The following is a 19,070-nucleotide window of genomic DNA, read 5'->3' on the forward strand; positions in this document are numbered from 1 at the left end:
AGAGATGAATCAAAAAATCATACAAATAACAGCAGGCAGAGGTCCTGTAGAATGCAGTTGGGTTGTAGCGCAGGTGCAGAAAGTATTTTTAGGAGAAGTAAAACAAACTGGATTAACCTATACTGTTATTCAAAGAATACAGGGTACTGAGAATGGTACAATACAGTCTGTAACTATCAAATTACAAGGAAAAGAAGTAAAATCCTTTATCATGAATTGGTTAGGATCAGTACAATGGATAGGAACTTCAACTTTTCGTAAGTATCATAAACGAAAAAATTGGTTTATAGGGATTTATGAATTAGATCAGTTGCATACACAAAAAATTGATGAAAGAGACATCAGTTTTCAAACTATGAGAAGTTCTGGTCCTGGTGGGCAGAATGTAAATAAAGTTAATTCAGCTGTAAGAGCAATTCATAAACCCACAGGAACAAATGTAGTAGCAATGGATAGTCGATCCCAACATCAGAATCGAAAAATTGCAGTGGAGCGATTAAAAGATAAAGTGTTAGAAATACAATTAGAAAAACTAAAACAATCTTTATCTGATCAATGGGAAAATCATCTAAATGTGAAAAGGGGTAACCCTACTAGAATATTTAAAGGAACTGATTTTAAAAAAGAAAAAAATACAAAAACGTATAAGAATAAGCGAAATCAGTTAAAAAAAGAATTACAAAACGAATTAAAAAACAAACAATGAGCAATTTACTGGATAAATATCTATTTCAAGCATTAGACGCTTATCCATATAATTTGGAAGAAGCAGTTGAGTCTTTGAATTATGCGCTGTCATATGATCAAAAAAATCCAATAGCACTTGGTCTTATGGGACAGATATACGCAGAATCTTTGAAAAACTATCAAATAGCAAAAGACTACTATCAACAGGCTTTGGCAGAAGATATGTATGCTTTGGATATCTACCCAAAGTATATCGACGTATTATTATGGAATGAAGATTATAATGAGGCTAAAAAACTGATTGATTTTGCACTAACAGTAAAAGGAACAGATAAAGCAATGTTACTGCTAAAGAAAGGGATTCTCTTTGAGCAAAAAGGAAGCTATATAAAGGCATTAAAATGGCTGAAATTGGCAAAGAAGAATACATATAACAATCATTTTATGAATGAGATAAATGAAGAAAAGGAGAGGATTAAAAATAAAATGCCTAAAAAAAAGAAAGGTAAATCTTCTTCAAAAAAAACAAAAAAGAAATAATAATGGGAGCAGCGCATAATAAAAAAAGATACGGTGAAGTATGGCCAGAATTTAGAATAAAATGCTCACTAGAAGAGTTAGAACCATTACAAGATTTAGTAATATTATCAGGAGGCTGGGCATGGCATTTTTTATCACCAGAAGGGCATATCGAATATAAACATGCACATGATCATAAAGATATAGATCTATTTGTATATCCAAAAGATGTTGCAGAAGTGATGTGTATACTTTTACAAAATGGTTTTGAGAAAGTATGGACTCGATATGACAAATTACCAAGTGATGAAAATTTTAGAAGGTATGAAAAAGTTATTACCGTGGCTAATGATAAATCCATCAGGATTACTATTGATTTTTTTGTCAGAGCAGAGATCCCAAACAGAACAATAAAAGGGTGGACAATAGTAGAACCTTCTTTTTTATTAGGAATGTATTCTAATATACATTCAAGTGATAAATGTTGGGCGGTACAATCCACTGTAAAACTACTGGAACAAAATATTGATCCATTTAATCGTGAGGAACTAGTAACAATTCCTCTATAAACAAATAATATGTCATTAAGAATGACAATAAAATATAATAAAATGAATACTACAGATACCATTATAATTATAGATCTAGAAGCGACCTGTTGGAATGGTCCTGTACCACCAGATCAAGTCAATGAAATTATCGAAATAGGTGTTTGTCTTTTAAATACTCAAACCGGCGCTATTTCTAAAAACGAAGGAATACTAATTAAACCAGAAAGATCAGAGGTTAGTCCTTTTTGTACAGAACTGACAACTATTACCCAAGAATTATTGAATAGAGAAGGGATTTCGTTCGAAGAGGCATGTAAGATACTCAGAACCCAATATAGAGGCTATGAATATACATGGGCGAGTTATGGACAGTACGATTTGAATATGTTGAAAAAGCAATGCTCTTTAAGAGGGGTAGCGTATCCATTATCATCAGATCATATTAATGTAAAAACTCTTTTTTCTGAAGCGAGAGGCATCCGAAAAAAAGTTGGAATGAAAGGAGCATTAGGAATATTAGAAATCCCCTTGGAAGGAACACATCATCGCGGGGTGGATGATGTAAAGAATATTGCAAAAATATTGGATTGGTGCTTGAAAAGTGTTAAGTGAATAATTATTAGAAGATGGAAAAAATGTATACAAATCATTCTATTAATATATGTGTGCAATAAAATTAACTTCAAAATTAATTTGGAATTTACAGGAGAAACTATTGATATTTGTACTTCAAAATGAAACAAAATAGATTACATATCGAACCCAAAACACTGTTTAGTAAGTGTGATTATCGAGTGATAGGTCAATTATCAATTCGAAACAGGGCGTTAAGTAGCTATTTTTGATCATAATTTATGCAATGATTTAAAGCAAAAACTAGATATAACTACAAACGTCCAAGAAATTGGACGTTTTTTTTTGATTTTTTTTGAAAATATGGATAAAAGTTAATTAGTACATAAAAAGTAGTATTTGGAAAGTAAGCATCAGAGAGACAGTCGATTGCCAAAATATCCAAAATCTGTTGAAAAACGGACAGGGATTCTTATGCCTAATTTTAACTATAACTAATTGATTGTCAATAAAATAAATTTAAAAAAATGTTGTAAATTAAAAAAAAGTATTCATCTTTGCATCGCAATCGAAACAAAAGATGAATACTATCGATTGCAGTATTTAATAATACCAAAACATAGATAAATGATACCGAGTAGTTTAAAACAAATTATAAATCAACTTTTTGGAAAGCAAAGAGAATATTGTTCTGTGATGAACATACGGAGTGTCTGTTTTATAGAAATGATGATCATAAAAATTTAGCTTATGTATATATCAAGATATAAAAAAGACGCCCGGACAAGGCGTCTTTTTTTATGCACATTGCTCATTGACATATTGAAAACTATACACATTGACGTGTAGCTTAATTGGAAAAATCCCGATTTCACATTCAAAACCTAAATAGGAAGTTAGAATGTATATCCGGGGTAAAGCACTCGACTTTTATTCGAGAAGATGTGGGTTCAATCCCCGCCATGTCAACTATTTAATGGAGGGTAGGCAAATATTGGTTCGTTGCGCTTGTTTGCTAAACAAGTCTGTATAAAAGCAGTGAAGGTTCGATTCCTTTAACCTCCGCAAAAAGATACCGTAGCTTAAATTAATGGTAGAGCAGAGAGCTGTTAACTCTCAAAGTGTAGGTTCAAGTCCTACCGGTATCGCAATGACAAGGTGACTGAATGGTTAAGGTTGCAGACTGCAAATCTGTTAGTTATGAGTTCGAATCTCATCCTTGTCTCTTAAGCGCATGGAAGTATTGAGCAATTGGTTGGCTCGCCGGACTGTAAATCCGGTCTCTTTGTAGCTTGTAGGTTCGAGTCCTACTACTTCCACTTAGTACCGTAGCACAATGGCTAGTGCACCCGACTGTCTCTCGGAAGGTCGCGGGTTCGAATCCCGTCGGTACTGCGAAGCAGAACCAAAGGGATGAGAGGTTTATCCTGAGTGTGATCTTAGGGGATCACATTGGTATTGCAAATATCCTGAGAAGATAACGGTGGTTGTTTACCCGCCTTGGACGCGGGAGGTCGTAGGTTCGAATCCTGCTTCTCAGACAAATGTTCCGTTAGTCAAATGGTTAAGACGCCACACTTTCTATGTGGAATTAGGGGTTCGATTCCCCTACGGAATACCATTAACAAATACAGGGATGGCGAAACTGGCAAACGCGTCTGATTTAGAATCAGAATTTTGAGAGTTCGAGTCTCTCTCCCTGTACTATGCTCCACTAGCCCAACTGGAAGAGGCATCGGGTTTAAGCCCCGTGCAGTCTTGGTTCGAATCCAAGGTGGAGTACGGCAATGGGCTCATGGTGTAATGGATAGCACACAAGGCTACGAACCTTGGAGTACGGGTTCAAATCCTATTGAGCTTACAGCTTACAAGTTGACCTGTGATGTAACGGTAGCATCCAAGACTTTGACTCTTGGTGTAAAGGTTCGAATCCTTTCAGGTCATCAAAATGGTGTCTCTAGCTTATCTGGTAAAGCACCCCGCTGTGAACGGGAAGAACAGGGTTCGAGTCCCGGAGTACACCCAAAAGGAACAGTGGTAAAGTTGGTCAATACACAGGATTGAAGCCTCGAAGATACGGATTCGAAATGCCAGGCATTCGCAAATGCTGAGTTATCAAATAGTGACTCTATGAGCAAACCCAATTTGTTCCACCAATTTTTAAAATAATGTTTAATCAATTCAACTAATTATTATGGAAACTCAATTTATTAGTACACAAGAAAAAAAGAAAAACAGGAAGCTTTTGATCACAAGAGTGCTATCAAAGTGGGCTTCTAATTACATCAATGCAATGAGTAAAGCATTATACCCACCTGGTACTAAAGAGGTAAAGAGCAAAAATGACAAACATCGCATTTTTTATAAATGATTTTTTGTCTACGCAATATGATTGCATATATAGATTTCATCTTTGTAATGAAAATAGATTAAAACGTTATGCCTAACGGGTATATCGAAGGGGATAAATCTATTGCCCTGCTGCAGAATAGAGTAGGTAGCAGGGCGTAAATAAAGAACCTCTTTAGCATAAAAGGAAGTGCTGTGGTAAAAGACTATTGATTCGTAACCACGGAGTGATTGGATGAAGTTGTTAGTAGCTAGCCTTCTAATGAATAGAATTTGCAGAAGCACCGAAATGAACAAGAATCAAAGTAGGGAAGCGCATTTAGAGCCAATCTGTCTGCCAAAAGCAGAAGTACCAGTTCGAATCTGGTAAGAGGTACAAAATATAGGTCTATTAAAACATCAAGCAAGTCTTGTTGAGTGTTTCTGTATAACACCATTGTATAAAGTATTGCAGTCTATGTATGATCACTTTATATGCAACTTGACTTGAAGGTTGCGGCTATTTTCCAAAAAGTAGCCACCGGCTCTGTAGACGTGGGTTCGATTCCCACTCTCTTAGTAGAGATAGTTCAGCGGCTAGAACAGCAGATAATAGGTGTCGCGGGTTCGATTCCCGTCATAAACTTCTGGTTTATGTAGCTCAGTTGGTAGAGCACTACACATTTAATGTAGGATATGGACTCAAAATCCATTTTCAAAAGCTGATTATCTTTTTAAACTAATCACCAGCCTGTCACGCTGTTAAAATTTGACAAAAACTGTGATTGCAGATCGGTTGTTATAATACTCTTGCTAGATCAACAATCTTAAATGTACTTTGAAATGTTAGAACCGTTTTTATTTAAAATAATTACTTTTTTGGATTCAGGTTTTAGAATTATATACTCTTTCATAAGGTAATATTTTCTTTTTCCTCTTTACTTAAAACTAGTTATGGAGAATATAACGAACTAATATTTCCGTAAAGGAAAGATGATCTGCTTTCACTGTTTTTAAAATTAGAAAACATTTTATGATAAAACATTACCCGGTGTTTTTGAATAAAGCAGACAAAGCCTCAGTTACAAGGTTTGTCACCCAATTAATGTTTAATTAAAAAAAAAGAAAAATGAAACGAGTAAGAATTAATGCGGGCAAAATAGGTTTAGTTTTCAAAAAAGGAGATTATAATCGCGTAATTACCAAAGGAATCCATTGGATAGGCTTTAATGAGAGCGTAATAAGATATGATCTGGTTAAACCATTTGCAGCACCAGTAGCACTGGAACTCTTACTACAAGACAAGGAGTTGGAGGCGATGCTGCATATAATTGAAGTAAAAGATAATGAAATTGTACTGGTATATGAGAATGGAAATTTCAAAAGTATATTCACTGCAGGTAGGTATACACTCTGGAAAGAGTTATGTAATTATGAATTTACAAGAATAGATCTTAGCAAAATCTATATTACAGAAAAGATTCAGAAGTCTCTATTTAGTTATTATGCGTTAAGCAAATATATTAGGTTTTTTGAAGTAGCGGCATATGAGAAAGCACTGCTAATTGTAGATGATGTATACATCAAAACATTAGAAAGTGGTACATATCGCTTTTGGAAAAATGAAACTTCAATCAAAATAGCTAAAGTAGATTTACGTCAGTTGCAATTAGAAATTAGTGGTCAAGAACTGCTTACCAAAGATAAAGCTGCCGTTCGTATTAACTTTAACACACAGTATAAAGTTATTGATATTGAAAGAGCTTTGTTGAAAAACAAGGATTATGAGAAGCAGTTATATAGTGCAATGCAACTTGTTTTGCGAGCATATATAGGAACCTATACTTTGGATGAGCTGTTAGAACGTAAAGAAAGTATTGCACAAGCAGTATTTGAAGACACAAAATCTGAAGCTGTCAAATTAGGAATTAAAATTTTGAATTGTGGTATCCGTGATGTAATTCTTACAGGAGAAATGAAAGATATTATGAATCAGGTTCTTGTAGCTCAAAAAAAGGCTCAGGCAAATATCATAACCCGTCGTGAAGAGACTGCTTCGACCCGTAGTTTGCTGAATACTGCCAAACTGATGGAAGAGAATGAGATGCTATATAAACTTAAAGAAATGGAGTATGTAGAGAAAATAGCAGATAAGATTGGTGAAATTAGTGTCTCTGGAGATGGTAGTATGGTAAAACAATTGAAAGATATATTCTCTGTGAATAGGTAGGTGTGAATAAGATGTGCCGATTAGCAATAATTGGCGCATTTTTTATGAAGTAATTTAGGGTTGCGTTAAAAAAAGAAAAACAATAAAACTTAGGTGATACATTATTAAATTCTAAGTTAAATTCATAGTTTTGCGTATATGATACGCCAAAATATTAAAGTTGCTGTTGATGCTGTAGTCTTTGGATACAAAGATAGAATGCTTAATGTACTCTTGATTAAAAGAAATATAGAACCTTATAAGAATTCGTGGGCACTACCAGGGGGACTGGTTTTAGAAGACGAAAACTTAGAACAGGCAGTAGTACGAGAGTTAAAAGAGGAGACTAATGTAACAGTAGATTATTTAGAGCAATTGTACTCTTTTGGAGACCTTGGGAGAGATCCAAGAAATAGAGTAGTGAGTATTACGTATTTTGCATTAGTAAAACCAGAACACCATGAGATCAAGGCTGATACAGATGCCAATGATGTGGCTTGGTTTAATGTAGATAAGCTTCCTGAATTAGCATTTGACCACCAAAAAATTTTGGACAAGGCCAAAGAAAGATTACAAAACAAGCTAACCTATGAACCTATAGGTTTTGATTTGTTGGAGAATAAATTTCTTTTTTCTGATTTAGAAAAATTATATATGACCATTCTTGAAAAACAGATAGACCGAAGAAATTTTAGAAAAAAAATACTTGGTTTTGGTATCCTTGAAGAGTTAGACGAAAAGGTTTCTGAGGGTAGGGGAAGACCTGCAAATTTGTTTAAATTCAATAAAAAACAGTATTTTAAACTCAAAGAAGAAGGTTTTTTCTTTGATATCAAGTAGATAAACTTCTAGATTTATCTAAATACTTGAATCACTATTTATTATAGGACTGTTTCGATTTTTCATAACACATTTTTTATTTTAATGTAAATTTTACGCAAAATATTTGGTGGAACAGCTTTAGTGTTTTAAATTTGCGTACAAATAACACAATTATGAAATATCTACACCTAGACCCTTCGTTTACACCATATGAGAAATCTATACGTTTTGAAGCATTTACTTTTAATGGAGGAGAGCCTCATATAAAAATTATAGATTCTGATATTGGTAATGAAATAACCATAACACATCGAATTAATTCATTTAATGATTTTGGTTTATTATTGATTGCAACAGATGCACTTAGAAGAATGGGTATTAAAATTATTAATGTATTTATTCCATATTTTCCGGCAGCAAGACAAGATAGAGTAATGGTTTCAGGAGAATCTTTATCCGTTAAGGTATATGCGGATATTTTGAATGCTCAGGGATATAACCAGATAACCATATTCGATCCACATTCTGAAGTAACGCCAGCATTACTTGATAATGTAAAAGTGATTTACAACTATGATTTCGTGAAAGAATGTTTAGAAACTATAGATGAAGAAGTGTTATTAATTTCACCAGATGGTGGAGCTTTAAAGAAAATATATAAAGTTTCTGAATACTTAGGTGGAGTAGAAGTAATAGAATGCTCTAAAAAACGGGATGTAAAAACAGGAGAGTTATCTGGATTTAGAGTATATGAAGAAGATTTGAAAGAAAAACACTGTGTTATAGTTGACGATATATGTGATGGAGGTGGAACTTTTTTGGGGTTGGCACAAGCGTTAAAAGATAAAAATGCTGGCAAATTAAGTTTGGTTGTAAGTCATGGGATTTTTAGTAAAGGAGTAGAAGTGTTAAGTGAGTGTTTTGATACTGTATTTACTACAAATTCTTTTCGAGATGTTAAAGAAGAAAACGTGGTACAAATACCAATTGGATAATGAAAGTAATTGAGGCACCAGGACAACTAGATATAAAGAACCAATTCAGTGTATTCCTGGCAGGAAGTATAGAAGGAGATATAGCTCAAAAATGGCAAGATGTTGTGATTGCTAACTTATCAAAAGAAGAAATTGTTGTATTAAATCCCAGAAGACTAAGTTGGGATGCCAGTTGGAAACAAGACATCAATAACTCCAAGTTTAAAGAGCAGGTAATATGGGAGTTAAGTGCTTTGGAGCAAGCAGATATGATTATCATGTATTTTGACAAATCAACTCAATCACCGATTTCTTTGTTAGAATTGGGCTTATTTGCCAAAAGTGGTAAACTGGTTGTTTGTTGCCCTGACGGGTTTTGGAGAAAGGGAAATGTAGATATTGTATGTGAACGATATGAGGTTGATCAGGTAAATGATCTCGAAGAATTAATTAACGAAGTAAAGAAAAGGGTACAATGAAATCATTGATAGAAAATATAAAAGGAGGAATTTTTGGAGTTGCCGTTGGTGATGCCCTTGGGGTTCCTTATGAGTTCCTGGATAGAGATCAAATGAATAAAAGACCCGCTAGAGATATGATTGGATATGGAACTCATAACCAACCAGAAGGAACATGGTCAGACGATACCTCATTAACATTTTGCTTATTGGACAGTCTTTGTAATGGTTATGATTTGGACAATATAGCATCAAAATTTGCAGATTGGCTATATGAGAATTTATGGACACCTAGAGGATATGTTTTCGATATAGGAATAACGACTAAAAATGCCATCTATCAATTTAAAAGAGGAACACCTCCAGATTTATGTGGAGGATTGGATGAATACTCTAATGGTAATGGTTCTTTGATGAGAATACTACCATTGGTATACTTCTTAAGAGATGAGAAAAATATAAATACTAGATATGATATTGTAAAAAGTGTTTCTTCCATAACGCATGGTCATTTACGCTCGGCTTTTTCCTGTTTTGTATATGTAGAATATGCATTACTATTATTAAAGGGAAGTGAGAAGTTTAAAGCTTATGAAACTATAAAAAAGCGATCTCTTGATTTTGCTTTAGAGAATGATTTCAATCCGAAAGAAATTAACTTGTTTTCAAGAATTTTAGAGGAAGATATCTCAAAACTAAACAAATTTGATATTAAAGGTTCGGGATACGTACTACATTCTTTAGAAGCTGCTTTCTGGTGTTTATTAACATCTGATTCTTATGAAGAATCTGTGTTAAAAGCAATAAATCTTGGAGAAGATACAGATACCACAGCAGCAATAACAGGTGGATTAGCAGGCTTGTATTATGGATATAATACTATTCCTGAAACGTGGAAATTGCAATTAGCTAGATTTGAAGATATAGAAGATTTGATAGAACGATTTTACAAAAGTTTATTATGAAATGGGGTATAACAATTGATTGGATATCAACCTAAATGTTCAATGGCAAGTTCCATCTGATAACAAAAAAACAAAAAAGAAGAGATGAAGTATTCAAGAACAAAAATAGAGTTACAATTTAATCAGGGTAAAAGCATAAAATATTTATTCTTTTGGGGACATACCCCAAATAAGGATGGTAGCATAGGAAAAAGCTGTTTTAGCCAATGGTGGCAATCCAATTTTGTAGTAGATAATATTACATATAAAACAGCAGAACACTGGATGATGGCAGAAAAAGCCAGATTATTTGATGATACTTTGATTTTAGAAGAAATAATCAAATCGTCCCATCCAATGGAAGCCAAGACGTTAGGAAGAAAAGTGAAAGATTTTGACCCAAAGATTTGGGATCAACATAAATATGAAATTGTAAAAAGAGGAAATCTTCAAAAGTTTTCTCAACAGCCAGAACTGGCGGAATATTTATTAAGTACAAAAAAAAGAGTGCTTGTAGAAGCAAGCCCCAGAGATAGAATTTGGGGTATAGGAATGGGGCAAAGTAATGAAAAAGCTCAAAACCCTAATTTATGGAGAGGACATAATTTACTGGGTTTTGCGCTAATGGAAGTGAGAGATGAATTGGGTACTTAATGCCTTAAAAAATTTTAAAAATGAAATTACAACTAAAAAAATATATAGAACAACAAAAAGAATGGCCACAGCAAGGGCATCATATTATGGCACAATATGATGACGAAAAAATTATTGTATATCAATCATATCGTCCACAAATTGGGAATTTTGCCATAAAAAATCAATATTTTGGAGGAGCCTTTAGCCTTGAAAGGATGACATGGATTAAGCCTAATTTCTTATGGATGATGTATCGGAATGGCTGGGGGACCAAAGAAGGACAAGAAGTAGTATTAGCGATACACCTTAAGAAAAAAGCATTTCAAGATTACCTTAAAAATGCCGTGTATTCTTCATTCAAACCAGAATTATATGAATCCTATAACTTATGGCAAGAAGATGTGCAAAAATCGGATGTAAGATTGCAATGGGACCCGGATCATGATCCATACGGTGCAAAATTAGAACGTAGAGCTATCCAAATAGGGTTAAGAAAAGAATTTATAAAATCGTATGCCAAGGAGGATATTATAGAAATTGAAGATATTTCTCAGTTTGTTGCAGAACAATATAAATTGGTAACTGCTCAGAATCTGGATGATTTGATGGTACCAGAAGAGAAACCTTTGATTTTTGATGATGAAGAGTTGAATAAGTATTTGATGTTAAAATGAATACAATAGAATATATAAAAGGAGATGCAACAGCTCCTCTTGGAGAGGGAGTAAAGATCATTGTACATATTTGTAATGATATTGGTGGTTGGGGTAAAGGTTTTGTGTTGGCTGTTTCAAAAAAATGGACAAAACCAGAAAGCGCTTATAGAGAGTGGTATAGAAATCGAGGAAACAATGATTTTGACCTTGGAGCGATTCAATTGGTTCAAGTTTCAAAGGACATTTTTGTTGGTAATATGATAGCCCAGAAAGGAATAAAGGCAAAAAATAAAGAAATACCTATTCGTTATGAAGCTGTTAAAGAATGTTTAGTGAAAATTTCCAGTGAGGCAACAAAGTTAGGAGCTAGTATTCATATGCCAAGAATAGGTTGTGGATTAGCTGGTGGTAAATGGGAAGATATAGAACCAATAATAACAGATACACTTTTAGAAAAAAACATAAAAGTATATGTGTATGATTTTGAATAGTTATGAAAATTAAATGTATTCAATTAGATATTACCACAATAAAGACTGATATCATTGTTAATGCTGCTAATTCCTCGCTACTGGGAGGAAGTGGTGTAGATGGTGCAATACATCGTAATGGAGGTCCAGAAATTTTGAAGGCATGTCAGGTCATTAGAACAAAACAAGGAAAATGCAAGGTTGGACAAGCTGTAATTACAACAGCAGGGAACTTAAAAGCAAAATATGTAATCCATACCGTTGGTCCTGTATGGAATCAAGGTGGAAATGAAAAAGAGATACTTCTTGCCAATTGTTATAAAAATACAATGGAATTGGCAATAGAGAATAATGCTAAGACCATAGCTTTTCCGAATATAAGTACGGGGATTTATAAGTTCCCAAAAGAATTAGCAGCCAAAATAGCTATAGAAACAGTTAAATGTTTTGCAAACCAAAAAACATTAGACGAAGTAACTTTTGTATGTTTTGATCAAGAGAATTTTGGACTGTATACTAAATTATTAAAAAAATGAAAAAGATAAAATATGCCACATTGTTTGGTGGTGCAGGAAGAAATCGTAAGAGTAAGGAATATAAAGAAACTGTTATGATAGGCTCTTTACTTACAAAAAACGGATACGTTGTAAAAAATGGCGGGTATGGTGGAATGATGGAAGCAGTTTCTAAAGGCGTGACCTTAGAAGATGGAAAAGTTATAGGTATCACATGCAAACAAGTAGGTTCTGAACAAGGGAACGAATTTTTGTCGGAAACCATTGTTACCAAAAAACTATATGAACGATTAGAATTATTAATACAAGAAACAAGTGTGTTTATAGTACAAAAAGGAGGTATAGGGACATTGTCAGAAGTGTTTTTAACACTAGATATTATTCGTAAAGATAAGTCTGAAAACAGACCTAAAGTATTTTTTATAGGTAGTTTTTGGAGGGATATAATAGAAGTGCTAAAATCAAAAATTATACCTGAATATGAACACCATCTGTTTATAGTAGTCGATGACTATACAGATTTTAAAAAAATATTCTCAACATGAAAACAAATCATAAACATATAAGTAAGTTTTTAAGCCTTATTCTAAGGCATAATCCAGATAAAATAGGATTACAATTAGATGAAAATGGCTGGGCAGATGTCAATGAGTTGCTTAGTAAAACAAAAAGATATCAACCAAAATTAGATTTAGAACTATTAAAAGAAATCGTTGAAACCAACGATAAAAAAAGATATGTTTTTAATGAAAACTTAACCAAAATACGAGCTAGTCAAGGACATTCAATAGCAATTAACTTGGAGTATCAACCAAAAGAACCACCACAATTCCTGTATCATGGTACCGTAGCCAAATTTATGGATGCTATTAGAGAAAAAGGACTATTAAGAATGAGCAGACACCAAGTACATTTGAGTCACGAACGAGAAACTGCTATAAAAGTGGGATCGAGAAGAGGAAAACCAATAATACTAACAGTTAGGTCTGGAGAGATGTATGAGAAGGGGGTTGAATTTTTTCAGTCTGATAATGGAGTATGGCTAACAGATACTGTGTTGCCAGAATATATAGAGTTTAAAGAATGATACTATGAAAAAAATTGAACTGGATCCAGAAATATTTCTTATTGAAAATTTTCTATCAAAAGAAATGTGTACTCAGTTTATAGAAAGAGGGGAACAAGTTTCTTTTGAAGAGGCAAAAGTTAATATTCATGGAAAACAAGTTATGGTAAAGGGAATTCGTAATAATAAACGAATTCTTTTTAAAGATGAAATATTGGGACAAAAGACCTGGTTACAAATACAACCGTTTATAAACAAGTCTTTCGGTAAGCATGCTGCCATAGGACTTAATGAAATGTTTAGAATTTATAAATATGATATTGGACAACGGTTTAAAATGCATCGTGATGGAAGTTATGTAAGAAATGAGAATGAATGTAGTTTTTTCTCATTCTTAATATATCTTAATGATGATTTTGAGGGAGGAGAAACCTATTTTGAAAAAGGAATTACAGTTATTCCAAAACAAGGTGATGCATTAGTATTTTATCATCCTTTACGTCATGAAGGAAAACCTATTGTGTCAGGGACAAAGTATGTGTTAAGAACGGATATTATGTATCGATTAATGTAAACTTATATTTCATGATTAGATCATTGGTAATAGGGGATATACACGGAGGATATAAAGCTTTACTTCAAGTACTCGAAAGAGCAAGTATAACACCAAAAGATACATTAATATTTCTTGGAGATTATGTAGATGGATGGAGCGAATCTGCAGAAACAATTGAAAAACTAATACAACTTTCAAAATCAAATACCTGTATTTTTATTAGAGGCAATCATGATCTGTGGTGTGGATTGTGGTTAGAAAAAGGAGCTCAAAATCCAGTATGGTTAGCACATGGCGGAAATGAAACTATAGAAAGTTATATTCGATCTGGATACTTATCCAGAAGAACACATAAAACTTTTTTTAATACACTACAAAATTACTATTTAGATGATAAAAACCGATTGTTTTTACACGCGGGGTTTACTTCTATGCACGGAGTTGGGCAAGAAGAATATGAATCTAATTATTATTGGGATAGAACGTTATGGGAAGCGGCATTATTAGCTGATAAAGTAGAAGAGAAAACCCTTGATGATATACTTACAAAACCCAAGAGGTTTAATCATTATAAAGAGATTTATATTGGTCATACACCAACTACTAATTATAATAAAGATGTACCAATAAAGGCATATAACTTATGGAATGTAGATACCGGAGCGGCTTTTAAAGGAAAACTTACAATAATGGATATTGATAGTAAAGAAATCTGGCAAAGTGATCCATTACCATTATTATACCCCAATGAAAGAGGAAGAAATTAGTAAAAAAGACAAACATTGGATTGTCAATTAGTAGTACCAAAAAAATATTTTAATATTTAACTGAAAACAGGGGGGATTAAAGTAGGAATAATGATTAGTTTAGTCCTTAACAAATTGTTTTTAGAAGATTTAAAACCTAAGCCTTTTCAATATAATGAATTCACTTAATTTTAAAACAAGTAATTGTTTAGCTATCCACGTTTTACTGGGATTTCTAATACTTCTTAAATATACTAATACCACTGCACAAGAAATGACTTCGATACAAAAAGACAGCTCTTATATAGTCCTGGAACACCCTATGGATGTCTATGAAGGGGCATATAAAGATGGTAAACCATACAAAGGGTATTTTAAAGAAGGAGACAAAGAATTATTTGTAGTTTATTATTATGAAAAAGGAATAAAAAAGTATAGTTATTCTTTTGATGTGTTACAAATGCTGAAAGAGAACAAACTTGATGGTGATCATAGGATAGAATTAGGGGAGAAGTCTATATACAAGGATGGAAAAATAGTTGATGGTATAAAATACAATCAAGTAAAAGATGGTATACTGGTAGAACAATACAAAAACGGCAAACACATAGGTTTTTATATTGATATTTTTGCCATGCATTATTACAATAGGTTCATTTTTGAAATAGAAAAAAATAAAATGAAAATTAATTCCATACAGGATCAGGAATATAAAATTGAACTGGGTTTAATCAACAATTTATTGGTCGCAGAGTTGTATAAAAATGATTCGGTTTTGATTCGATACCAAAATATTGATGTAAACGATCCTATATTCCCAAAGAATAGTGAAGTAAGAGTATATAGAGAATCTGGAGTAAATAAAGGAATTGCCTATCAAAATAATGATAAAGAAGGAAGGATATACCAAGAAGCAAGAGCAATTTTGGAAATATTCAATGGATTAGAAATTTATAATGTAAAAGATCACTATGAAGTTTTTAATCAGATTTTAAAAAATATAACCGAGGGTAGAGGGTTTATAGACAGAAAAAAAAATGAGGAACATGATATTTTGGGTATGGGCAATTTTGTAGTCGATGAAGAAGGAAAAATTATGGATGGTATTCGTTTTTCTGAGAATACAACAGGTGGATACTTCGAGATTTTTAACGATTCCAAGGTAGTTGAAAAAGAAAAAACTACATTGTTTGATTTTCAGAATATCTTTTCTGCCTATATGGAGAAGAAATAGGATAACCAGAACTAATTAATGTAAAAAAAAGGATATATGTTTGGCAATTGCTAAGAAATAATATATATTTGCGTATAAATAACGCAAAATAAATAAATATGAATCCACTACTATTAACAGACGGCTATAAATTAGGACATAGAGAACAATATCCAGACGGTACAACCTTGGTATATTCTAATTGGACTCCACGTAAAAGTAGGATTGAAGGAGTAGATAGTGTTGTATTTTTTGGATTGCAATATTTAATAAAAGAGTATCTAATTAAACGATTTAATCAGGATTTCTTTAATCAGCCTAAGAAAGATGTTGTAGCCGAATACAAAAAATATGTAGATAATTACCTTGGAGTAAACTACGATACATCCCATATTGAAGATTTGCATGATTTGGGATATTTACCTATTGAAATAAAAGCAATACCAGAAGGAACCGAAGTTCCAATTAGGGTACCAATGTTTACTTTGGCAAACACAAAGCCAGAATTCTTTTGGTTAACAAACTATTTAGAAACCTTATTATCTAATATTATCTGGCAACCCTGCACCTCGGCTACTATTGCTAAGCAATATCGAAAAATACTAAACAAATATGCGTCAGAAACTGATAGAGATAATTTAGAATTTGTAACCTGGCAAGGACATGATTTCTCTATGAGAGGGATGTCGGGTACAGAATCATCTATACTTAGTGGTATGGGACATGCATTGGCTTTTTCTGGTAGTGATACACTTCCTGTGGCCAAAGCATATGAGACATATTATAATACCGATGTTACCAAAGAACTTGTAATTGGTAGTGTAAATGCAACAGAGCATAGTGTGATGTGTGCCGGTAGTAAAGATGATGAAATAGGAACCTTCAAAAGATTATTAGAAACATATCCAACAGGAATTCTGTCTGTGGTATCTGATACCTGGGATTTATGGAAAGTACTCACAGAATATCTTCCAAAACTTAAAGATGAAATTTTAAAAAGAGACGGGAAACTAGTAATTAGACCAGATTCTGGAGATCCGGTAGATATTATTTGTGGGTGTAAAAATGAAAACCCTGTTGTAGCAAAAGGCGTTATCGAACTTCTTTGGGATGAATTTGGAGGTTCTGTAAATGACCAAGGTTACAAAGTACTAAACCCCAAAATTGGAGCTATTTATGGAGATAGTATTACTATCGAAAGAGCTACGCAAATCTGTGAACGCCTTAAAGAAAAAGGATTTGCTTCTACCAATGTAGTACTGGGAATAGGAAGTTTTACCTATCAATATAATACAAGAGATACCTTTGGATTTGCAATGAAGGCTACATATGTAGAAGTTGAAGGAGAGGGTAGAGAGATCTTTAAAGATCCAATAACAGATGATGGTACAAAAAAGTCTGCAAAAGGGTTAATTCAACTATATCAAGAAAATGGTCAAATAAATTTTAGGGATCAAGTGTCTGAAGAAGATGAGAAAAAAGGATTACTAAAAACTGTATTTATTGATGGTAAACTAATAGTAGAAGATAACCTATCCAAAATTAGAGAGAGAATAAACAAATAATTTATAATATCTATATTTTCTAATATCAAGAAGCAAGTCACATACATTGACTTGCTTCTTTTGTTTTTGTCAAATTCATTTATAAAAGATAAAACTCGATACCGTAATGGAGTATACCATAAAGCTTATTGAGAAATAAGAATATTAAATATATAAAAGATTGCATCATTTTTAAAAGTGTTCGTCTTAAGAGATGAATCAAAATTTTAAAACGATGCAAAATGACCATTTACCCATAGCAATAATAGGAGGCGGACCTGTTGGGTTAGCCGCAGCAGCACATTTAGCCAAAAAGAACCTTGAATTCATATTATTTGAAGCAGGAACCTCTGTTGGACAAAATTTCCTGTCCTGGGGTCATATTCGTGTTTTTTCACCCTGGAGATATAATATTGATAAGGTAGCCGAAGAACTTTTAATGGAAACTAATTGGACTTCTCCAGATAAAAATACCTTGCCAACAGGAAAAGAGTTGGTCGATAACTATTTTGTACCTCTATCAAATCATCCAATGATCAAACCAAATATTCATCTCAATACAAAAGTAGTATCTATTGGTAGGAAAGGATTGGATAAAATGAAAACTGCTAATAGAGCTTCCAAACCATTTTCTATAAAAGTAGAAGAAAATGGCAAGATCAAATATTATGAAGCAAAGGCTGTAATAGATGCCACAGGAACATGGAATCAGCCTAACCCTATTGGATCAGGAGGAGTCTTCGCCGAAGGAGAACAAGAATTAAAAGATCACATATTTTATGGTATTCCAGACGTAAAACTAAAGTACTTAGATCGCTATAAAAATAAGAATATCGCCGTAGTGGGCGGAGGGCACTCTGCAATTAATGTTTTATTAGACTTAGAAAAAGTTCAAAAGAAATATCCTCAAACACAGCTTAATTGGATTTTGCGTAAAGATAGTTTGGAGCGTGTATATGGAGGTAAAGAAGATGATGCCTTAAAGGCCCGGGGCGCTCTGGGAGTACGAATACAAAGATTGGTAGATAGTGGAAAACTAAAAGTACACACCCCTTTTTACATTCATAAGTTGACCAAAAAAGAGAACAGAATTCAAATTGAAGGAGACCTAAATGGAAAAACTAAGACTATCGAAAATATAGATGAAATAGTTAGCAATACAGGCTCTAGACCAGATTTGGATATGATTCGAGAAGTACGTATAGATCTCGACTCGGCTTTAGAATCGGTATTTGATCTGGCAGAACTTATTGATCCAAATATCCATAGTTGTGGAACTGTAAGACCTCATGGAGAAAAAGAATTGCGTCATCCAGAAAAGGACTTCTATATCGTTGGTTCAAAAAGTTATGGTAGAGCACCAACATTTTTGATGGCAACAGGATATGAGCAGGTACGCTCTGTAGTAGCCTACCTTACTGGGGATATAGAAGCAGCAGAAATAGTAGAGTTAAACCTTCCACAAACAGGAGTTTGTAGCACTAATTTTAGTAGTAAAAAACCAGTTGAAGCGTGTTGCTAATAGAAATAGAGCAGCATCATTACTAAAATTATTTGTCAGAGGTAATTGAAAATAAAACATAAACATTAAAAATATAAACAT

21 protein-coding genes and 14 tRNA genes are annotated in these 19,070 nt (G+C 33.2%); all 35 read left to right on the plus strand.

Annotated features, from left to right (window positions below; translation table 11 throughout):
- Nucleotides 1-4: 4 nt before the first annotated feature.
- The 35 genes from prfH (at nt 5) to C1X07_RS01645 (ending at nt 18,989) form a co-directional block, all read left to right on the plus strand.
- Nucleotides 5-706, plus strand: coding sequence for a peptide chain release factor H (gene prfH, locus C1X07_RS01505; protein WP_103068210.1), 702 nt, complete (start codon nt 5-7; stop codon nt 704-706).
- Complete coding sequence (locus C1X07_RS01510) at nt 703-1,227, plus strand: tetratricopeptide repeat protein (protein WP_103068211.1); 525 nt, start codon at nt 703-705, stop codon at nt 1,225-1,227. The genes prfH and C1X07_RS01510 overlap by 4 nt, the downstream gene beginning before the upstream one ends.
- Nucleotides 1,228-1,229: 2 nt before the next feature.
- On the plus strand, nt 1,230-1,775 hold the full coding sequence (locus tag C1X07_RS01515; protein ID WP_103068212.1) for a hypothetical protein: 546 nt from the start codon (nt 1,230-1,232) through the stop codon (nt 1,773-1,775).
- Between the two features lie 42 nt (nt 1,776-1,817).
- The gene (locus tag C1X07_RS01520) at nt 1,818-2,369 is read left to right on the plus strand and encodes a 3'-5' exonuclease (RefSeq protein WP_103068213.1); all 552 of its coding nucleotides are present in this window, start codon (nt 1,818-1,820) and stop codon (nt 2,367-2,369) included.
- 800 nt (nt 2,370-3,169) lie between these two features.
- Nucleotides 3,170-3,299, plus strand: a tRNA-Lys gene (locus C1X07_RS24855).
- Between the two features lie 9 nt (nt 3,300-3,308).
- Nucleotides 3,309-3,395 (plus strand) — tRNA-Ser (locus tag C1X07_RS24860).
- A 6-nt stretch (nt 3,396-3,401) separates the two neighbouring features.
- A tRNA-Asn gene (locus tag C1X07_RS24865) sits at nt 3,402-3,478 on the plus strand.
- A 4-nt stretch (nt 3,479-3,482) separates the two neighbouring features.
- Nucleotides 3,483-3,555: transfer RNA gene (locus C1X07_RS01525), tRNA-Cys, on the plus strand.
- Between the two features lie 11 nt (nt 3,556-3,566).
- Nucleotides 3,567-3,649, plus strand: a tRNA-Tyr gene (locus tag C1X07_RS01530).
- Between the two features lie 3 nt (nt 3,650-3,652).
- Nucleotides 3,653-3,725: transfer RNA gene (locus tag C1X07_RS01535), tRNA-Asp, on the plus strand.
- Between the two features lie 74 nt (nt 3,726-3,799).
- Nucleotides 3,800-3,871, plus strand: a tRNA-Pro gene (locus C1X07_RS24870).
- A 5-nt stretch (nt 3,872-3,876) separates the two neighbouring features.
- A tRNA-Glu gene (locus C1X07_RS01540) sits at nt 3,877-3,951 on the plus strand.
- 9 nt (nt 3,952-3,960) lie between these two features.
- A tRNA-Leu gene (locus C1X07_RS01545) sits at nt 3,961-4,034 on the plus strand.
- 4 nt (nt 4,035-4,038) lie between these two features.
- Nucleotides 4,039-4,112, plus strand: a tRNA-Leu gene (locus C1X07_RS01550).
- Nucleotides 4,113-4,119: 7 nt separating this feature from the next.
- Nucleotides 4,120-4,191: transfer RNA gene (locus tag C1X07_RS01555), tRNA-Arg, on the plus strand.
- 12 nt (nt 4,192-4,203) lie between these two features.
- Nucleotides 4,204-4,274 (plus strand) — tRNA-Gln (locus C1X07_RS01560).
- Between the two features lie 6 nt (nt 4,275-4,280).
- Nucleotides 4,281-4,354 (plus strand) — tRNA-His (locus C1X07_RS01565).
- Between the two features lie 170 nt (nt 4,355-4,524).
- A complete protein-coding gene (locus tag C1X07_RS24875) occupies nt 4,525-4,701 on the plus strand; it encodes a hypothetical protein (protein ID WP_164914070.1) in 177 nt (58 codons plus the stop codon).
- A gap of 544 nt (nt 4,702-5,245) precedes the next feature.
- A tRNA-OTHER gene (locus tag C1X07_RS24880) sits at nt 5,246-5,297 on the plus strand.
- Nucleotides 5,298-5,787: 490 nt separating this feature from the next.
- The gene (locus C1X07_RS01570) at nt 5,788-6,888 is read left to right on the plus strand and encodes a slipin family protein (RefSeq protein ID WP_103068214.1); all 1,101 of its coding nucleotides are present in this window, start codon (nt 5,788-5,790) and stop codon (nt 6,886-6,888) included.
- A 138-nt stretch (nt 6,889-7,026) separates the two neighbouring features.
- Nucleotides 7,027-7,707 (plus strand): NUDIX hydrolase, encoded by a 681-nt coding sequence (locus C1X07_RS01575; protein ID WP_103068215.1) that lies wholly within the window; start codon nt 7,027-7,029, stop codon nt 7,705-7,707.
- A 155-nt stretch (nt 7,708-7,862) separates the two neighbouring features.
- A complete protein-coding gene (prs, locus tag C1X07_RS01580) occupies nt 7,863-8,684 on the plus strand; it encodes a ribose-phosphate diphosphokinase (RefSeq protein ID WP_103068216.1) in 822 nt (273 codons plus the stop codon).
- The gene (locus tag C1X07_RS01585; protein ID WP_103068217.1) at nt 8,684-9,142 is read left to right on the plus strand and encodes a nucleoside 2-deoxyribosyltransferase domain-containing protein; all 459 of its coding nucleotides are present in this window, start codon (nt 8,684-8,686) and stop codon (nt 9,140-9,142) included. The genes prs and C1X07_RS01585 overlap by 1 nt, the downstream gene beginning before the upstream one ends.
- Nucleotides 9,139-10,086, plus strand: coding sequence for an ADP-ribosylglycohydrolase family protein (locus C1X07_RS01590; protein ID WP_103068218.1), 948 nt, complete (start codon nt 9,139-9,141; stop codon nt 10,084-10,086). The genes C1X07_RS01585 and C1X07_RS01590 overlap by 4 nt, the downstream gene beginning before the upstream one ends.
- A gap of 84 nt (nt 10,087-10,170) precedes the next feature.
- On the plus strand, nt 10,171-10,719 hold the full coding sequence (locus C1X07_RS01595) for an NADAR family protein (RefSeq protein ID WP_103068219.1): 549 nt from the start codon (nt 10,171-10,173) through the stop codon (nt 10,717-10,719).
- A 20-nt stretch (nt 10,720-10,739) separates the two neighbouring features.
- Nucleotides 10,740-11,375, plus strand: coding sequence for a DUF4291 domain-containing protein (locus C1X07_RS01600; protein WP_103068220.1), 636 nt, complete (start codon nt 10,740-10,742; stop codon nt 11,373-11,375).
- A complete protein-coding gene (locus tag C1X07_RS01605) occupies nt 11,372-11,848 on the plus strand; it encodes a macro domain-containing protein (protein ID WP_103068221.1) in 477 nt (158 codons plus the stop codon). Before C1X07_RS01600 ends, C1X07_RS01605 begins: the two co-directional genes overlap by 4 nt.
- A gap of 2 nt (nt 11,849-11,850) precedes the next feature.
- A complete protein-coding gene (locus C1X07_RS01610; RefSeq protein ID WP_103068222.1) occupies nt 11,851-12,363 on the plus strand; it encodes an O-acetyl-ADP-ribose deacetylase in 513 nt (170 codons plus the stop codon).
- Complete coding sequence (locus C1X07_RS01615; RefSeq protein WP_103068223.1) at nt 12,360-12,887, plus strand: LOG family protein; 528 nt, start codon at nt 12,360-12,362, stop codon at nt 12,885-12,887. The genes C1X07_RS01610 and C1X07_RS01615 overlap by 4 nt, the downstream gene beginning before the upstream one ends.
- Nucleotides 12,884-13,429 carry an RNA 2'-phosphotransferase gene (locus tag C1X07_RS01620; RefSeq protein WP_103068224.1) on the plus strand — a complete coding sequence of 182 codons (546 nt, stop codon included), beginning with the start codon at nt 12,884-12,886 and terminating at the stop codon, nt 13,427-13,429. Before C1X07_RS01615 ends, C1X07_RS01620 begins: the two co-directional genes overlap by 4 nt.
- A gap of 4 nt (nt 13,430-13,433) precedes the next feature.
- Nucleotides 13,434-13,982 (plus strand): 2OG-Fe(II) oxygenase, encoded by a 549-nt coding sequence (locus tag C1X07_RS01625; protein WP_103068225.1) that lies wholly within the window; start codon nt 13,434-13,436, stop codon nt 13,980-13,982.
- A gap of 11 nt (nt 13,983-13,993) precedes the next feature.
- Nucleotides 13,994-14,731 (plus strand): metallophosphoesterase family protein, encoded by a 738-nt coding sequence (locus tag C1X07_RS01630; RefSeq protein ID WP_103068226.1) that lies wholly within the window; start codon nt 13,994-13,996, stop codon nt 14,729-14,731.
- Between the two features lie 154 nt (nt 14,732-14,885).
- Entirely contained in the window at nt 14,886-15,944 is a 1,059-nt protein-coding gene (locus C1X07_RS01635; protein WP_103068227.1) for a hypothetical protein, read from the plus strand.
- 98 nt (nt 15,945-16,042) lie between these two features.
- A complete protein-coding gene (locus C1X07_RS01640; RefSeq protein WP_103068228.1) occupies nt 16,043-17,488 on the plus strand; it encodes a nicotinate phosphoribosyltransferase in 1,446 nt (481 codons plus the stop codon).
- 214 nt (nt 17,489-17,702) lie between these two features.
- Nucleotides 17,703-18,989: an NAD(P)-binding domain-containing protein gene (locus tag C1X07_RS01645; protein ID WP_206604195.1), complete on the plus strand. Its 1,287-nt coding sequence runs from the start codon at nt 17,703-17,705 to the stop codon at nt 18,987-18,989.
- Nucleotides 18,990-19,070: the final 81 nt, after the last annotated feature.

The organism is Aquimarina sediminis, from assembly GCF_002895435.1.
Taxonomy (GTDB): domain Bacteria; phylum Bacteroidota; class Bacteroidia; order Flavobacteriales; family Flavobacteriaceae; genus Aquimarina; species Aquimarina sediminis.

What these genes read in the sequence shown, in the direction of transcription:
- prfH (WP_103068210.1), top strand. Translation starts at nt 5, where the DNA reads ATGAATCAAAAAATCATACAAATAACAGCAGGCAGAGGTCCTGTAGAA.
- C1X07_RS01510 (WP_103068211.1), top strand. Translation starts at nt 703, where the DNA reads ATGAGCAATTTACTGGATAAATATCTATTTCAAGCATTAGACGCTTAT.
- C1X07_RS01515 (WP_103068212.1), top strand. Translation starts at nt 1,230, where the DNA reads ATGGGAGCAGCGCATAATAAAAAAAGATACGGTGAAGTATGGCCAGAA.
- C1X07_RS01520 (WP_103068213.1), top strand. Translation starts at nt 1,818, where the DNA reads ATGAATACTACAGATACCATTATAATTATAGATCTAGAAGCGACCTGT.
- C1X07_RS24875 (WP_164914070.1), top strand. Translation starts at nt 4,525, where the DNA reads ATGGAAACTCAATTTATTAGTACACAAGAAAAAAAGAAAAACAGGAAG.
- C1X07_RS01570 (WP_103068214.1), top strand. Translation starts at nt 5,788, where the DNA reads ATGAAACGAGTAAGAATTAATGCGGGCAAAATAGGTTTAGTTTTCAAA.
- C1X07_RS01575 (WP_103068215.1), top strand. Translation starts at nt 7,027, where the DNA reads ATGATACGCCAAAATATTAAAGTTGCTGTTGATGCTGTAGTCTTTGGA.
- prs (WP_103068216.1), top strand. Translation starts at nt 7,863, where the DNA reads ATGAAATATCTACACCTAGACCCTTCGTTTACACCATATGAGAAATCT.
- C1X07_RS01585 (WP_103068217.1), top strand. Translation starts at nt 8,684, where the DNA reads ATGAAAGTAATTGAGGCACCAGGACAACTAGATATAAAGAACCAATTC.
- C1X07_RS01590 (WP_103068218.1), top strand. Translation starts at nt 9,139, where the DNA reads ATGAAATCATTGATAGAAAATATAAAAGGAGGAATTTTTGGAGTTGCC.
- C1X07_RS01595 (WP_103068219.1), top strand. Translation starts at nt 10,171, where the DNA reads ATGAAGTATTCAAGAACAAAAATAGAGTTACAATTTAATCAGGGTAAA.
- C1X07_RS01600 (WP_103068220.1), top strand. Translation starts at nt 10,740, where the DNA reads ATGAAATTACAACTAAAAAAATATATAGAACAACAAAAAGAATGGCCA.
- C1X07_RS01605 (WP_103068221.1), top strand. Translation starts at nt 11,372, where the DNA reads ATGAATACAATAGAATATATAAAAGGAGATGCAACAGCTCCTCTTGGA.
- C1X07_RS01610 (WP_103068222.1), top strand. Translation starts at nt 11,851, where the DNA reads ATGAAAATTAAATGTATTCAATTAGATATTACCACAATAAAGACTGAT.
- C1X07_RS01615 (WP_103068223.1), top strand. Translation starts at nt 12,360, where the DNA reads ATGAAAAAGATAAAATATGCCACATTGTTTGGTGGTGCAGGAAGAAAT.
- C1X07_RS01620 (WP_103068224.1), top strand. Translation starts at nt 12,884, where the DNA reads ATGAAAACAAATCATAAACATATAAGTAAGTTTTTAAGCCTTATTCTA.
- C1X07_RS01625 (WP_103068225.1), top strand. Translation starts at nt 13,434, where the DNA reads ATGAAAAAAATTGAACTGGATCCAGAAATATTTCTTATTGAAAATTTT.
- C1X07_RS01630 (WP_103068226.1), top strand. Translation starts at nt 13,994, where the DNA reads ATGATTAGATCATTGGTAATAGGGGATATACACGGAGGATATAAAGCT.
- C1X07_RS01635 (WP_103068227.1), top strand. Translation starts at nt 14,886, where the DNA reads ATGAATTCACTTAATTTTAAAACAAGTAATTGTTTAGCTATCCACGTT.
- C1X07_RS01640 (WP_103068228.1), top strand. Translation starts at nt 16,043, where the DNA reads ATGAATCCACTACTATTAACAGACGGCTATAAATTAGGACATAGAGAA.
- C1X07_RS01645 (WP_206604195.1), top strand. Translation starts at nt 17,703, where the DNA reads ATGCAAAATGACCATTTACCCATAGCAATAATAGGAGGCGGACCTGTT.